Annotated in this window: 13 protein-coding genes and 1 pseudogene; 2 read left to right on the forward strand and 12 right to left on the reverse strand. The window is 63.8% G+C overall.

Going from position 1 to position 13,070, the window contains the following annotated elements:
- The first annotated feature begins 29 nt into the window (after positions 1-29).
- A complete protein-coding gene (gene bioA, locus SynRS9907_RS10470) occupies positions 30-1,328 on the forward strand; it encodes an adenosylmethionine--8-amino-7-oxononanoate transaminase (RefSeq protein ID WP_188020963.1) in 1,299 nt (432 codons plus the stop codon).
- 11 nt (positions 1,329-1,339) lie between these two features.
- Here bioA and SynRS9907_RS10475 read toward each other — a convergent pair whose 3' ends face one another.
- Together SynRS9907_RS10475 and SynRS9907_RS10480 are read right to left on the reverse strand one after the other, a co-directional pair.
- The gene (locus SynRS9907_RS10475) at positions 1,340-1,612 is read right to left on the reverse strand and encodes a DUF3143 domain-containing protein (RefSeq protein WP_255445886.1); all 273 of its coding nucleotides are present in this window, start codon (positions 1,610-1,612) and stop codon (positions 1,340-1,342) included.
- Positions 1,554-2,093 (reverse strand): J domain-containing protein, encoded by a 540-nt coding sequence (locus SynRS9907_RS10480; RefSeq protein WP_188020964.1) that lies wholly within the window; start codon positions 2,091-2,093, stop codon positions 1,554-1,556. The genes SynRS9907_RS10475 and SynRS9907_RS10480 overlap by 59 nt, the downstream gene beginning before the upstream one ends.
- Positions 2,094-2,118: 25 nt before the next feature.
- On the opposite strand from SynRS9907_RS10480, the gene rsmG reads away from it, so the two are divergent.
- Positions 2,119-2,850: a 16S rRNA (guanine(527)-N(7))-methyltransferase RsmG gene (gene rsmG / locus SynRS9907_RS10485; protein ID WP_188020965.1), complete on the forward strand. Its 732-nt coding sequence runs from the start codon at positions 2,119-2,121 to the stop codon at positions 2,848-2,850.
- 9 nt (positions 2,851-2,859) lie between these two features.
- On the opposite strand, the gene SynRS9907_RS10490 is transcribed toward rsmG, so the two are convergent.
- The 10 genes and pseudogenes from SynRS9907_RS10490 to SynRS9907_RS10530 all read right to left on the reverse strand — a co-directional run bounded on the left by SynRS9907_RS10490 (position 2,860) and on the right by SynRS9907_RS10530 (position 13,065).
- Complete coding sequence (locus SynRS9907_RS10490; protein WP_188020966.1) at positions 2,860-4,059, reverse strand: aldo/keto reductase; 1,200 nt, start codon at positions 4,057-4,059, stop codon at positions 2,860-2,862.
- Positions 4,059-4,409: a ferredoxin gene (locus SynRS9907_RS10495; RefSeq protein ID WP_244272378.1), complete on the reverse strand. Its 351-nt coding sequence runs from the start codon at positions 4,407-4,409 to the stop codon at positions 4,059-4,061. Before SynRS9907_RS10495 ends, SynRS9907_RS10490 begins: the two co-directional genes overlap by 1 nt.
- A gap of 3 nt (positions 4,410-4,412) precedes the next feature.
- Positions 4,413-4,805 (reverse strand): DUF1257 domain-containing protein, encoded by a 393-nt coding sequence (locus tag SynRS9907_RS10500; RefSeq protein ID WP_186513516.1) that lies wholly within the window; start codon positions 4,803-4,805, stop codon positions 4,413-4,415.
- Entirely contained in the window at positions 4,805-5,008 is a 204-nt protein-coding gene (locus tag SynRS9907_RS10505) for a DUF2997 domain-containing protein (protein WP_115010030.1), read from the reverse strand. The genes SynRS9907_RS10500 and SynRS9907_RS10505 overlap by 1 nt, the downstream gene beginning before the upstream one ends.
- A 75-nt stretch (positions 5,009-5,083) precedes the next feature.
- Positions 5,084-5,896 carry a HEAT repeat domain-containing protein gene (locus tag SynRS9907_RS10510; RefSeq protein WP_188020967.1) on the reverse strand — a complete coding sequence of 271 codons (813 nt, stop codon included), beginning with the start codon at positions 5,894-5,896 and terminating at the stop codon, positions 5,084-5,086.
- 30 nt (positions 5,897-5,926) lie between these two features.
- Complete coding sequence (locus SynRS9907_RS14095; RefSeq protein WP_255445887.1) at positions 5,927-6,052, reverse strand: hypothetical protein; 126 nt, start codon at positions 6,050-6,052, stop codon at positions 5,927-5,929.
- 30 nt (positions 6,053-6,082) lie between these two features.
- Positions 6,083-7,679, reverse strand: a pseudogene (locus SynRS9907_RS10515) (sodium:solute symporter family protein).
- Between the two features lie 54 nt (positions 7,680-7,733).
- Positions 7,734-8,792, reverse strand: a complete 1,059-nt coding sequence (gene rlmN, locus SynRS9907_RS10520) for a 23S rRNA (adenine(2503)-C(2))-methyltransferase RlmN (protein WP_188020968.1) — start codon at positions 8,790-8,792, stop codon at positions 7,734-7,736.
- On the reverse strand, positions 8,789-8,941 hold the full coding sequence (locus tag SynRS9907_RS10525; protein ID WP_006850847.1) for a hypothetical protein: 153 nt from the start codon (positions 8,939-8,941) through the stop codon (positions 8,789-8,791). Before SynRS9907_RS10525 ends, rlmN begins: the two co-directional genes overlap by 4 nt.
- Positions 8,942-8,976: 35 nt before the next feature.
- Positions 8,977-13,065, reverse strand: a complete 4,089-nt coding sequence (locus SynRS9907_RS10530; protein WP_188020969.1) for a DNA-directed RNA polymerase subunit beta' — start codon at positions 13,063-13,065, stop codon at positions 8,977-8,979.
- Positions 13,066-13,070 lie beyond the last annotated feature (5 nt).

Genomic DNA, 13,070 nt, shown 5'->3' on the forward strand with positions numbered 1-13,070 from the left:
CGGGCATCTCCAACAGCTCCAGATTCAATATGGCAAAAGCTGCCGCTGCTGCCATGGGGTCGATCCGCCATCCGAATCTGTGGCCCCCCTTCACCCAGATGGCCAGCGCAGCCAACTCCCAACGGGTGGTATCTGGAGACGGTGCCCTGCTGATCCGTGAGCAAGGCGAGCCCCTGATCGATGCCATCAGCAGCTGGTGGGTCACCCTGCACGGCCATGCCCATCCGGTGTTGGCCAAGGCCATCGCCGATCAAGCCGCCCGCCTCGAGCAGGTGATTTTTGCCGACTTCACCCATGAGCCTGCGGAACAGCTGGCCGTACGCCTGAGCGGCCTCTGCGGCCTGCAACGGCTGTTCTTCTCCGACAACGGCTCCACGGCGGTGGAAGTGGCGCTCAAGATCGCCTGCCAGTGGTGGGCCAACCGGGGCCAAGCGCGCTATCAGATCGTCGCCTTCGACGGGGCTTATCACGGCGACACCTTCGGAGCGATGGCCGTTGGCGAACGCAACCTGTTCAGCGCCCCCTTCGAAGACAAGCTCTTTCCCGTCGCCCGGGTTCCCTGGCCGGCCACCTGGTGGGACGACGATGCCGTGGAGGCCAAGGAATCGGCGGCACTCGAGGTGCTCGAGCGCGTGCTGGAGACACCGACAGCGGCGGTGATCCTCGAACCGCTGCTGCAGGGGGCCGGGGGCATGGCCATGGTGCGGCCCGAATTTCTGCGACAGGTGGAGGCACGCACCCGCCAGGCGGGAGCCCTGCTGATCGCCGATGAAGTGCTCACGGGCTTCGGACGCTGCGGCGACTGGTTCGCCAGCCGGCGGGCGGGCATCCGGCCGGATCTGATGGCCCTGTCCAAAGGCTTGACGGGGGGATGTCTGCCGATGGGCGTGACCATGGCCAGCGAAGCGGTGTTCGAAGCCTTCGTCGGTGACGACCCCTGCCTGACCCTCTGGCACGGCCACAGCTTCACGGCCAATCCGCTGGGCTGCGCCGCGGCCAACGCCAGCCTCGACCTGCTGGAGCGCAACCCCGCTGCCTTTCAACAGTTCGAACAACGGCATCGTCCGCACCTCGAACGGTTGGCGCGCCATCGGAAGGTGCAACATCCCAGGCTGACGGGGACGGTGGCCGGCTTCGACCTCGTTGTGGAGGGGAGCTCGGGCTACCTCAACCCGGCGGGGCCGAAGCTGAAACGGCTGGCGATGGAGAACGGCGTCTTCCTTCGCCCCCTGGGCCAGGTGGTTTATCTGCTGCCACCGCTCTGCATCAGCGATGCCCAGCTGGAACGCTGCTATTCGGTGCTGGAGCAGGCCCTCGATCAGCTCTGAAGCTGGTGGCCTCAGGGCCCTGCCTGAATCGCCGCCTCGATATCGGCCCTTGAGAGGCCATAGGGAAGCGAACACTGCACCATCGCCTCCAGGGAACCCGGATGCCAGATCACCTTGAGGTCCTCCCGTTCCAGCAACAGCAGCGCTCGCCATTCAGAACGCTCGAGCATCCACTGGCAGGGGTTGTCGTCCATGCGGACTGCACCCAGCTGCTGGAGCCAGGCCTCAAGCGCCGGGAGAGAGTGCTGATTCAGCGGGGTGCTCTCCGGGGGCAGGGCGGCCATCAGGTTGCGAACGCACGGATGTGTTCTGAGTCTGCTCATCCGCCAGCCAACTCGGCGACACCTGCCAATCGCGGCCCTGGGCAAGCGCCACCCCCAATCCCAGCACCAGGCTGAGCAACAGCGCGATGCTCAACAGCACCAGCGAGAACCATTCCCCACCGGAGAGGGGCCTGCGTTGACCAATGCCCTGCCAGGCATCCGGGCGGGACTCACGCTGCAGTGGCGGGGGCGATGACGGCGCCTGGGCGCCAGGACTGAGGCTTGCCTGGCTCTGGCGCAGCAGAACGTCGTAGGACTCCTTGAGCTGCTGAAACGCAATGCTGGCCTGCTCGGGCGGCAGTTGCGTGGTGTCGGGATGCAGGGCCTTGGACTGACGTCGAAAGGCCTGGCGCAAGGTTTCAGCGTCAACCCCGGGACGCACGCCTAGCCGTTCGTGATGGCTGGGGCGGGCTTCGGACACAGGGGACGGCCGGTCCTTCATCCTAAGAAGAGTTGTTGCTGCAGCCATGGCCGCCACCGCGCCTGAACCGGCGTTCTGGGACGCCCTGGGATGGCAGCCATCGCAGGCGCAGCGCGACCAGCTGGTGGAGCTTCAGGGCCTGCTGCAGAGCTGGAATGAACGGGTCAACCTGACGCGCCTGGTGAACGGCGACGATTTCTGGATTGGTCAGGTGTTCGACAGCCTCTGGCCGCTGGCGGCGGAACTCCAGTCAGCGGACGAGCCGCAGCACTGGATTGATGTGGGAACCGGGGGAGGCTTCCCCGGCCTCGCCATCGCCATTGCCCTGCCCCAGGCACAGGTGACCCTGCTGGATTCCGTCGGACGCAAGACCGCCGCCGTGGAGGCCATGGCCGGAAGCCTGGGCCTTGCCGATCGGGTGCGGGTCCGCACCGAGCGGATCGAAACCACCGGGCGCGATCGCCACTTCCGCGGCAGCTTCGATCGCGCCATGGCCCGGGCTGTGGCAGCAGCTCCCGTGGTGGCCGAATACCTGGTGCCCTTGCTGAAGAGCGACGGCCAGGCCCTGCTGTATCGGGGCCAGTGGACGGACAGCGATGCCGTGCCGTTCAACAGGGCCCTGCGGCTGCTGAAGGGCCATCTGATCGAGGTGCAGCACCGGCAACTGCCCGGTGATCGCGGCACGCGGCACCTGCTGCGGGTGCAACCGAACGGCCCCTGCCCCCGCAGCTACCCAAGGGCGGTGGGAACACCCAGCCGGGATCCTCTGGGGAGCTAAAAGGAACGCTCAGACGCTCGACAAACGCATCTGGGATTCGCCCTTGAGCCGCTGCTTGAGGCTGCGCAGAATCTCTGGGATGCGCTCACGCCACGGGCTCTCCTGCAGGACGCTCTGCAGCTCTTCGGCACTGACCTCCGCATCAAAGCCATCGGCATTGGCCCCGGCAAACCAGTGGCCGCCGGAGCCCAGCAACCCATAGCGGGCCTTGGCATAACTCTCGAGATCCCAGGCCTCCAGAAGGTTGTACAGCCAAAGCAACACCGGCAGGTTGATCTCCCCAGGCGTCGCATGCCAAGGCGGCAGCCCGACGGACCAGGTGGCCATCCAGTCACGACCCAATGCTTCATCGGCCGCATGCCGAAGCCGCTGATCCACCGGAGCAATCAAGCCCGCTGCCTCCGGCAGCAGGTGCAACGCCTCCAGGTGAAGCTCGAGATCCTCCGGCCGGGCCGCTCCCACACTGATGGTGTGAACCCGCGGATCCTGGAGACAGAACAGGTCGTTGAAGACGATGGGATGCAGCGGTGCACACAGCTCCAACAGCCGTTGGGATGGCGTGTGCAGATGGCCGCCCTTGTCAGTGGGACTGATGATGAACACCCCCATGTCCTGACGGCGGGCCGCATCCAAGGCAGGGCCGTTGTCCTGGCGGATGTAATACCAGTGCAGATTCACGTAATCGAAGGCACCGGAGTCGCAGGCCTGTGCGATCAAGGCGGTGGGGCCATGGGTGGAGAAGCCCACGTGACCAATACGGCCCTCCGCCTGCCAGCGGCGCACCACCTCCATGCAGCCCCCGGGTTGAAGGGTCTGTTCAAGATGCTCCGGCAGGTTGATGCCGTGGATGGCCAGTAAATCAAGGCGATCACAGCCCAACCGCTCAAAACTGAGCTCCAGTTCCGCCTCGAAGGCGTCGGCATCGGGCCGGGGAGGCACCTTGCTCTGCAGCAGACGGGAGGGATCGGGTGTGCGCGGCAGGGCCCAGCCCAGCTGACGTTCGGAGCTGCCGTAGTGCCGCGCCGTTTCCACATGGTGAAAGCCCAGATCCACCGCGCGCTTCAGGGTCGCCTCGAGCTGGGTCTGCGATGCAGGCGTGATCTCATCAGCTGGAAGGTCGGTCCAGCTCTGCTGAAAGCGCATTCCCCCGAGAGACAACAGGGGGATCTCAAGCTCCGTGCGGCCGAATCGGCGGGTGGGAAGCGCCATCAACCTTGGGGACGCGGTTGCAGATTCTGGCGAATCAGGTTTTGCCGCAACGTTTCCAATGATTCAAAGGGAACCCAGTGAATGCAATCCACAGGACAGGTGTCGATGGCCTCCTGAATGCATTCGGTGGAGTCACCGTCCTGTCGGATGGCCCTGGAGCGTCCCAGATGCGGCTCAACAACAAAGGTGTTCGCAGCCACGTGGGCGCAGTAGCGACAGCCGATGCAGACGGCTTCATCCACCCAGACAGCCTGATCGCGCATGTCGCCCCCGAGCAGGGGCTCCCTCCCGGTGGCCTGCTCCTGCGGGCGAGCGGGGGCGGAAAAGGCGTGAGACGAAGGATCAGCCAGGATTCAGGCGTCCCAGCGGGTCACCACGAGTTCGATCGAACCATCCTCGGTTTGGGTCTGCTCGGCAACCTGAAAGCCTTCCTTGGTGGTGGCAGCCAGAACCGTGTTCAGGGCGTAGCGCTGGGTGAGTTTGGAGAGAAAACGTTCCACAGGAATCTGCTGCTTCCACAGATCTAGGTCGGTGACCAGCTCATAGGACTGCGATGCGCTGTTCCAGCGGAAACCGATGTCACCACCGTCCTGCACGGCGATGGCCAGGTCAGCGGTGACGGTCTGGCCGCGGTAGCCGCGAACGGGACGCTCACCCTGATCGGGGGCATAGCCCATGTCTTCCAGCGCTTTCACCAGAGGCTCCAGCTGACGCAGTTCGGTTTTGACGGTGCTGAAATGCGACATCAGTTCAAATGAGCGGGAAGAGACTGGGACTGGACCTCAGGCTGCAGAAACGCTTCGGATGTGGATTCCTGACGTTCAACCGTTCCAAGAGCAGCTTCCACTTCTTCAGTGAGCTGCTGGCACGCTTCACCAGCAACACCCTCGACCCGTTCTTCCACACGGCCGTCAGGCCGAATGGTGAAACGAATGGTCTTCTGGGGCATCGAAGAAGCGTGATTTGCGCAGCAATCTAGTGGGGGTCACCCCTGAATGTTGCGTTTGCCGTTACAAGAGCGGCGCTACAGGACGAAACCGTCGTTGATCAAAGCCTGAAGGCGTTCCAGCACCAGCGGATCTTCCAGCTGCTCGAGGGCCGTTCTGGCCTCATCGCGCACGGAGATCTCCCCGTCATGGAGCAGAGCACTCACAAGGGCTTCAACGATCTCGGCTTGCCGCGGCTGCACCAGCTGATCCATCAAACGGCCCAAAGCCCAGATGCAGTTGCTGCGCACCACCGCTTCACTGTCGATGCGCAGACTCACCAGCAATTGCCCCGCCGCGGGGTCGGCCTTGACCGGGGAACGGCTGCCGGCTTCCGCCAGGGATCCCGGACACCAGAGGCGCACCGCTGCGACATCCGTCTGCAGCGCCCGGATCAACGGATTGAGCACCGGAGCATCAGGAAAATTGCCCAGGCTCCAGGCCGCAGCCTTGCGGACGTAGGCATTGGCATCGAGCTGCAGCAGCTGCAACAGCGGCTCAACAGCCGGCGGCGATGGATTGCGACCCAAGGCGTAGACGGCACTCATCCGCTCCACCGGACAGGAGTTCTGGAGCAAGGGCAGCAGCAGGGCAATCGACCGGGGATCACGGTGTTCACAGAACACCTGCAGGCCCTGCAGCCGTTCTCCATGGTTGCCACGCAACCAGACCAGGCCTTGGTCGCAGGCCCGGGCAATCTCCAGGGAGGAATCCTGCTCGGCATCGTCGAGCTGGATCGCATCAAGCGGATCAACGTCGTCTTCCGCAGCCAGCTCACGCGCCAGCAGATCAGGATCCACGGAAAGGCTGGACAGCCCCTGGTCCTTCTGTTGGCTGCGGTCGTCAGTCATGAGGGGATGCTACGGGAGCCATTCCAGAGCTCAACCCATGGGAGCTGGGGCCAGCATGTCACCGGGAAGCCAGATGCGGGCACTCACAGCGAACAACGCCACGGCGAACAGGAGAACAATCAGAGCCGGCAGAAGCGTGGAACGAAAAAACGACACCGGAACAGGCCAATCAAGGCGTCATTCTGCTCAAGAGGGCACGGCATCGACACGCCGCCGCAACTGCCAGATCGAGAGGATCAGCACCGACAGACCGATCCAGCCACTCCACTGTTGATGCAGCAGGAAGCCTCCGGTGCCGAGCAGGCCGCCAAACAACACACCACAGGCCAGCACAAAGCGCCGCAGCATGGCGGGCAACGACTCCATCGGCATGACGCCGAAGCGCTGGCGCAGGCGTGACCAACCGGGGCCCGGAGGACGCACCGTCCGCACAAACCGCTCCAAGACAGCGTCCGATTCCGGCGGTGTGCTCAGCATCACCGTCAACCAGACCACAGCGGAGAGGCCGGTGATCATCGCAATGCGAACCCCGTAATCCTCGATCCGAACCAGGGGCACCACCGAGGTGAACACCCCAACGAAAAAGCCGCAGAACCGTGGTGAGTTGTCCCACCAGCAACAGCTCCCGCGAACCAGCAGAGGGACGAACAAAGCGCTGATAGAGGTCGTGGGTGAGGTAACTGGCTCCCCAGTTCACCGAGGTGCTCACGGTGCTCATGAACGCCGCCACCAGAGAGATCACCACAAGGCCGAGCGCCACGGGGGGCAGCAGTTGCACGGCCAGGGCGGGATAGCCGAGCTCAAGATCAGCGCCGGCCGGCAACAGCACCTGGGCCGCCAACGCGACCACGATCCAGAGCCAGCTGCGCAGGAGGTAATTCACCACCAGAAACACCCAACCCGCCAGCCGCGCCTGCTGCTCATCGCGGGTGGCCAGCATGCGCTGGATGAACTCGCCACCCCCATCGCTGCGGCGGAAACTCCACCACTGCACAGCGATGTAAGCCGTGAACATCGGAATGCTGATGCCGCTGCCCTGCAACCAGTGGAAGCCCGCGTCATCCCAGGTCCAGGGCACCAGAGACAGCAGCTCCGGCCGCTGCAGCGCCTGCAGTTGTTCCAACAACGCTGTCATCCCTCCTGCGGCATGGAGGGCAGCCGCAGCCACGGCCAGGGCACCCGCCAACGCCAGCACAAGCTGGACCAGATCGGTGACCACGACGGCCCAGAGCCCACCGGCCACGGTGTAACTCATCACAAGCAGAGCCACGACCATCAAGAGCCAGACCGTGTCCGTCAGTCCCAGTGCTGCGGGTTGACCCGACACCAGCCCCAGCGCTTCAACCACCTTGCGGAGGGCGAGAAAGGCATAGCCGATGCCGATGCAGTTCACCGGCACGGCCAGCAGAAAAGCCTTGATGCCGCGCAACCAAGCCGCCGCCGCTCCGCCATAGCGCAGCTCGGTGAAGGCGGCGTCGGTGAGCACACCGCTGCGGCGCCAAAGGGGTGCGAAGACAACAGCCATGGCCACGTGGGCCAAACCAAAGCTCCACCACTCCCAGTTGCCCGCCAGGCCGCGGGCACCCACCAAGCCAGCGACGTAAAGCGGCGTATCGATGGAGAAGGTGGTGGCCGCCATCGAGGCGCCGGCCAACCAGCCGTTCAGACGACGGCCAGCCACGAAATAATCCGCCTCGCCGCTGTTGCGGCGGGCCAGCCACAACCCCAACACCAGGGTGAGAACGAGGTAAGCAGCGAGAAGCAGCCAATCGATCGCTGTCATGCGCAGACCCTGTTCCTCAGCAGTCTGCTGAGGAACAGGGCATCAGCCCACCCGTCAGCTGCCGGATGAATTGGGGGCCATCTGCTGACGCCGGAGCTGACCGCAGGCCGCATTTTGATCGAGCCCCCGGCTGGCCCTGAGGCTCACGGCAACACCGCGCCGCTCCAACACACGACGAAACGCCTCGATCCGCTGCGGCGTTGGTCGTTTGAACTCCTCCTCCTCAATCGGGTTGTAGGCGATCAGGTTCACGTGGCTCTGGAAACCACCAACGCGATCCGCCAGCTCTGCGGCGTGCTCGGGCTGATCGTTGAGTTCACCGAGCAGGATGTACTCAAAACTCACCCGCCGACCGGTCACCTCCAGATAGTGACGGCAATCCTCGAGCAAAGCCTCATAGGGGTAGGCATGGGCTGTGGGAATCAGCTCCTCGCGCAGCCGCTGGTTGGGGGCATGGAGGCTCACCGCCAGGGTGAACTGGGCGCGGCCCAGCCGCTGCATGGCCAGTTCCGCGAGTTGCGGCAAGGTTTTCGGAACACCCACCGTGCTAACGGTGATGCGCCGTTGGCCGATGCCGAGATCATCATTCAGGCAGCGGATCGCCTCCAGCACAGCGCTGCTGTTGAGCAGGGGCTCGCCCATGCCCATGAACACGATGTGGGAAGGACGACGGTCCATCGCCTCACGCACACTCAGCACCTGATCCACGATTTCGTGGGTCTGAAGTGAACGCTGCAACCCCCCTTTGCCGGTGGCACAGAAGCGGCAGGCCATGGGACAACCCACCTGGCTGGACACACAGACGGTGAGGCGTTGGTCGGTGGGAATCCCGACCGTTTCGATGGTTTCGCCGTCCTCGGTGGAGAGCAGCAATTTGGTGGTGGCATCCGTGGCCACCGAACGATGCACTTCCTTCAGCCGGCCCACATCAATGCCGCCCTCCAACAAGGCGGCACGCCAGGTCTTGGGGAAGACCGTGATGTCGGCCAGGGATCGAGCCCCCTTGGCATAGATCCAGTCATGGAGCTGACGGCCGCGGAACGGCTTTTGCCCCTGGGCGACGGCCCAGTCCTGCAGCTCGGCCGCGCTGCGACCCAGCAGAGCCTGGGTCACCAGATCAGCAGACCATGGCCAAGCTTGATCTCCACCGCCATCAGGGCGATGAAGCCAAGCATGGCCAGACGTCCATTCAGCCGCTCGGTATGGGTGTGGAACCCATATTTGGGCAGGCGTCTCTTGGGGATCTCAGTGGGCTCAAGCATGGAAGGGGCTGCAATGGTGAACGATTGAGCGGAGCTCATTCGTCAGAGAGCAGGCCCTCTTCCTGAAGACCCTCAACGGCTTCAGCATCGACCACCTGCTCTTCCTTCAGCTCATTGTCGGCGTCCGGACGGGTGAACGCGGCGAAATTGCTCGCCGAGGGGTCGATGTTGTGGCGGGTGCGGGTGGCCTCGAGGTCGGCGTCACTGGGGTCATCCAGCACCGCACTGGCGCTGGCCGCAGGGGGCATGTCGACGGTGTAGTCGGGACGCAGGTTCTGCATGCGGCGGTAGCCGGCTGGATCCTCCGAAAGGATGTCGGGGTGGGGGCCAGCCTCCTTCTGCAGCTCTTCTTCGAAGCCGCTGAAGCCGGTGCCTGCAGGAATCAGGCGACCGATGATCACGTTCTCCTTGAGACCACGCAGCCAGTCGCTCTTGCCCTCGATGGCGGCTTCGGTGAGCACCCGGGTCGTCTCCTGGAAGGAGGCGGCGGAGATGAAGCTGTCGGTGTTGAGCGACGCCTTGGTGATACCCAGCAGCACCGGGGTGAACTCGGCGGGAGCGCCACCGGTGATCGCCATGGCCTGGTTGGTGTCTTCCACCTGACGCAGTTCGATCAGCTCACCGGGCAACAGGGTGGTGTCGCCGGCATCTTCGACCCGCACCTTGCTGGTCATCTGACGGACGATCACCTCGATGTGCTTGTCGTCAATCGAGACGCCCTGGGACTTGTAGACGTTCTGAACCTCAGTCACCAGACGGTGCTGCAGGTTGGCGATCGCCTCCTGGGCGGCCTCCATCAGAGGCTTGCGGCTGCGCAGATCTTCGAAGTAGCACTCGAGCAACTCGTGAGGGTTAATCGGGCCATCGGTCAGCAGTTCCCCAGCGGTGACCTGTTGGCCGTCGCTCACCATGATGTTGCGGCCGAGCAGGATCGGATATTCACCGATGGCGTCATCGGATTCGATCACGTTGACGGCGAGAGACTCGTCGTCTTCACCCTGCTTGATCTCAACGGTGCCGGGCTTCTTGCAGAGAATCGCGGATTCACGGGGGCGACGGGCCTCCAGCAATTCCTCGATTCGGGGCAGACCCTGAACGATGTCACCGGTCTTCTGGCGTTCGAACACCAGAAGGGCCAGGCCATCACCACGCTGCACCAGATCTCCATCACGCACGTGCAGGACGGAGTCGGGCGACACCATGTAGGGACGTCCCAGACGCAGGGTGACGCTGTTGCCGCTGACGGCCTCGATCTCACCACAGCAGGTGGCGGTTTCGCCGTCGGCAAGGGCATCGCCATCGACAATCCGCTGACCGACGCTCACCACCGGCTTTCCGGAGGTGCTCAGGGTGGTGGTGTCTTCGGGGCGTTCCACGATCATCCGACGCACGGGGTCGGCTTCAGTGGCTTCAGGCAACTGCGCCAGACCGGCCTGCTTGCAGAGGATCTGCGTGGTGGCGACGACATCGCCAGCCTTCACAGACACACCATCTTCGACCTGCAGCTCGGTGTGGGTTGAGCCGTGGCTGGAGTCGGACATGGTGTCGCGACGCACCAGGATCGACTCGAGGATCACAAGGCGCAGACGGGAAATGGTCTTGGCCCGCTTGTCGGGAGCCTTCTCCACATCCACCGTCATCTGCGGGGTGGTGTCGAAAGTCTCGAGCAGCAGCTGGGTCTTGAGCAGCTCCACACCTTCAACGGACTTGATCAGTTCGTTGTCCTTGAACGCCAGACGCTGGGTGGCCTTGATGCCGAGGTGAGGGCCATTGGCCTGCTTCACATGGGACAGCTCAGGCAGCTGGGCCTCGTTGGGAATGGTGTACTCCTCAACAGGACGCAGCAGCAGACCCTTGCCTTCGGGGGTCTCCACCGTCTGCACGTACTTCATCGTGTCAACGGACAGCCCCTTGGCGATGTCTTCGCCGGGGTTGACCATCTGGCCATCACCCTCGAAACGCTCCAGCGCCTTGGCATCGGTGCAGAGGTGGAACTCACCACTGCGGACGATGATTTCGCGCAGGATGTCGTTCTTCTGGGTGACGGTGACGATGCCCGCGGTCTGGCTGAAGATGTCTTTGACAACCTCGGTGCCGGCCTCGATCCACTGACCGTCGGTGATCATCAACAGGGAGATGTCCTTGTTGATTTCGTGGGTCTCCTGGGGGATCCACAGCAAGGTGCCGCCCTTGTTGACCTCGTAACCGTTCTTGGCGGAACGGGCCTTCTTGATCGCCAGACCAGGGGCGAACTTCACCAAACCACCGGTGCCGGTGCGGAAGCGGTCATCCGCCAGTTCAGCGATCACCTCACCGGAACCGATCTTGCTGCCGGGGATGGTGTTGAGGCGGTAACGGGTGCCGTCTTTGGCCTCGAGGTTCCAGATCTCACCGGAGTGGGTGGACTCCTCCAGCAGTTTGAAGTCCTTGAGGGTCATCGCCGTGGTGACGATCTGCACCTCACGGGAATCACCGATGGAGTCGCGCAGGCGCACTTCACCGCCGTACTCACTCCGCTGGCTGGCTTCGGCCAGCACCTGACCCTCAGTGACCTGGGTCTCGCTACCGACCACGGGCTGAGCGTTGGGCGGCAGGTTGTAGACGTCGCCGGAAAGCACCCACATCCGGCCGAGACGCTGGGCCTTCAGGGTGATGTTGCCCTGGCGGTCGGTGACCTCACGGGGCTGGATCGCCTCCTCGTAACGCACCTGGCCAGCCAGGTCGCAGATCACGTCCTTGGTGGCCTTCTCCACACTCTTCTTGACCGAACCAGCGGCGATCTGCGCCACGGTGACGTCGGCATCGATGTCAGCACCGTTGTCGACGAACAACAGGGAGCCGTTGGTGATCTCGATCTTCTGGGCCTTGCCCTTGCCGGACGGCTTGATCGTGAGGTTGAAATCAACCTCAGCCTGTTGGGCGTTCACACCGTGGGGGGTGCGGTAGGGACGCACCCGCGCCTTGCTGCCGAACTCGACGGTGCCCGCCACCTTGGAGCGGACCACACCGGTCTCAGCGGTGGACACACCACCGGTGTGGAAGGTCCGCATGGTGAGCTGGGTTCCAGGCTCACCGATCGACTGGGCCGCGATGATGCCGACGGCTTCACCCAGGTCGACCAGTTCGTTGTGGGCCAGCGCCCAGCCGTAGCACTTGCGGCAAACGGAACGGTTGGCTTCACAGGTGAGCGGCGAACGCACACTCACGGCCTTGACGCCAGCGGCCTCGAAGGACTTGGACAGCGGCGGATCGATTTCGGTGTCGCGCTCAGCCAGCACCTCGCCATCGGCATTCACCACCTGGGCGGCGGTCAGGCGACCCACAAGCCGGCTGCCGAATTTGCCGTCCTCAGCGTCCACCACGATGTGGCGGGTCGTGCCGCAGTCGTCCTCACGGACGATCACATCCTGGGCAACGTCCACCAGACGACGGGTGAGGTAACCGGAGTCGGCGGTGCGCAGCGCCGTATCCACCAGACCCTTCCGGGCGCCATAGGAGGAGATGACGTACTCGGTGACCGTCAGACCCTCACGGAAGTTGGTGCGGATCGGAAGGTCGATGATTTCACCCTGCGGGTTGGCCATCAGGCCGCGCATGCCCACCAGCTGACGCACCTGGGACATGTTTCCCCGGGCGCCGGAGTTGGCCATCATCCACACCGAGTTCAGCGGTGCGTTCTCGTCAAAGTTCTTTTTGACGGCATCCACCAGACGCTCGTTGGTCTCGGTCCAGGTGTCGATCACCTTGGTGTGACGCTCCACCTCGGTGATTTCACCCAGGCGATAGCGCTCTTCGGTGGCCGTGATCTGTTCCTCGGCCTGGCCCAGCAGATCCTTCTTCGCCTCGGGCACCTTGAGGTCGTCGACGGAGATCGACACAGCCGCCTGGGTGGCGTACTTGAAGCCGAGATCCTTGAGGTTGTCGGCCATCGCCGACGTCACCGCAGTGCCGTGGTTCTTGTAGGACCAGGCGACGAGCTGCTTGAGAGCCCGCTTGTCGATGACCTGGTTGCGGAACGGCGGTGGGGTCTTCGAGAGCGGACGCGATGCGCTCACGGGAGCCTCTTTGGCGGCCTTGGAGGCCTTGCTGGATTTGGACTTGCGGGATTTCGAGGACGAGGTCATGGCTG

The sequence above is a fragment of the Synechococcus sp. RS9907 genome, assembly GCF_014279615.1.
GTDB lineage: Bacteria > Cyanobacteriota > Cyanobacteriia > PCC-6307 > Cyanobiaceae > Parasynechococcus.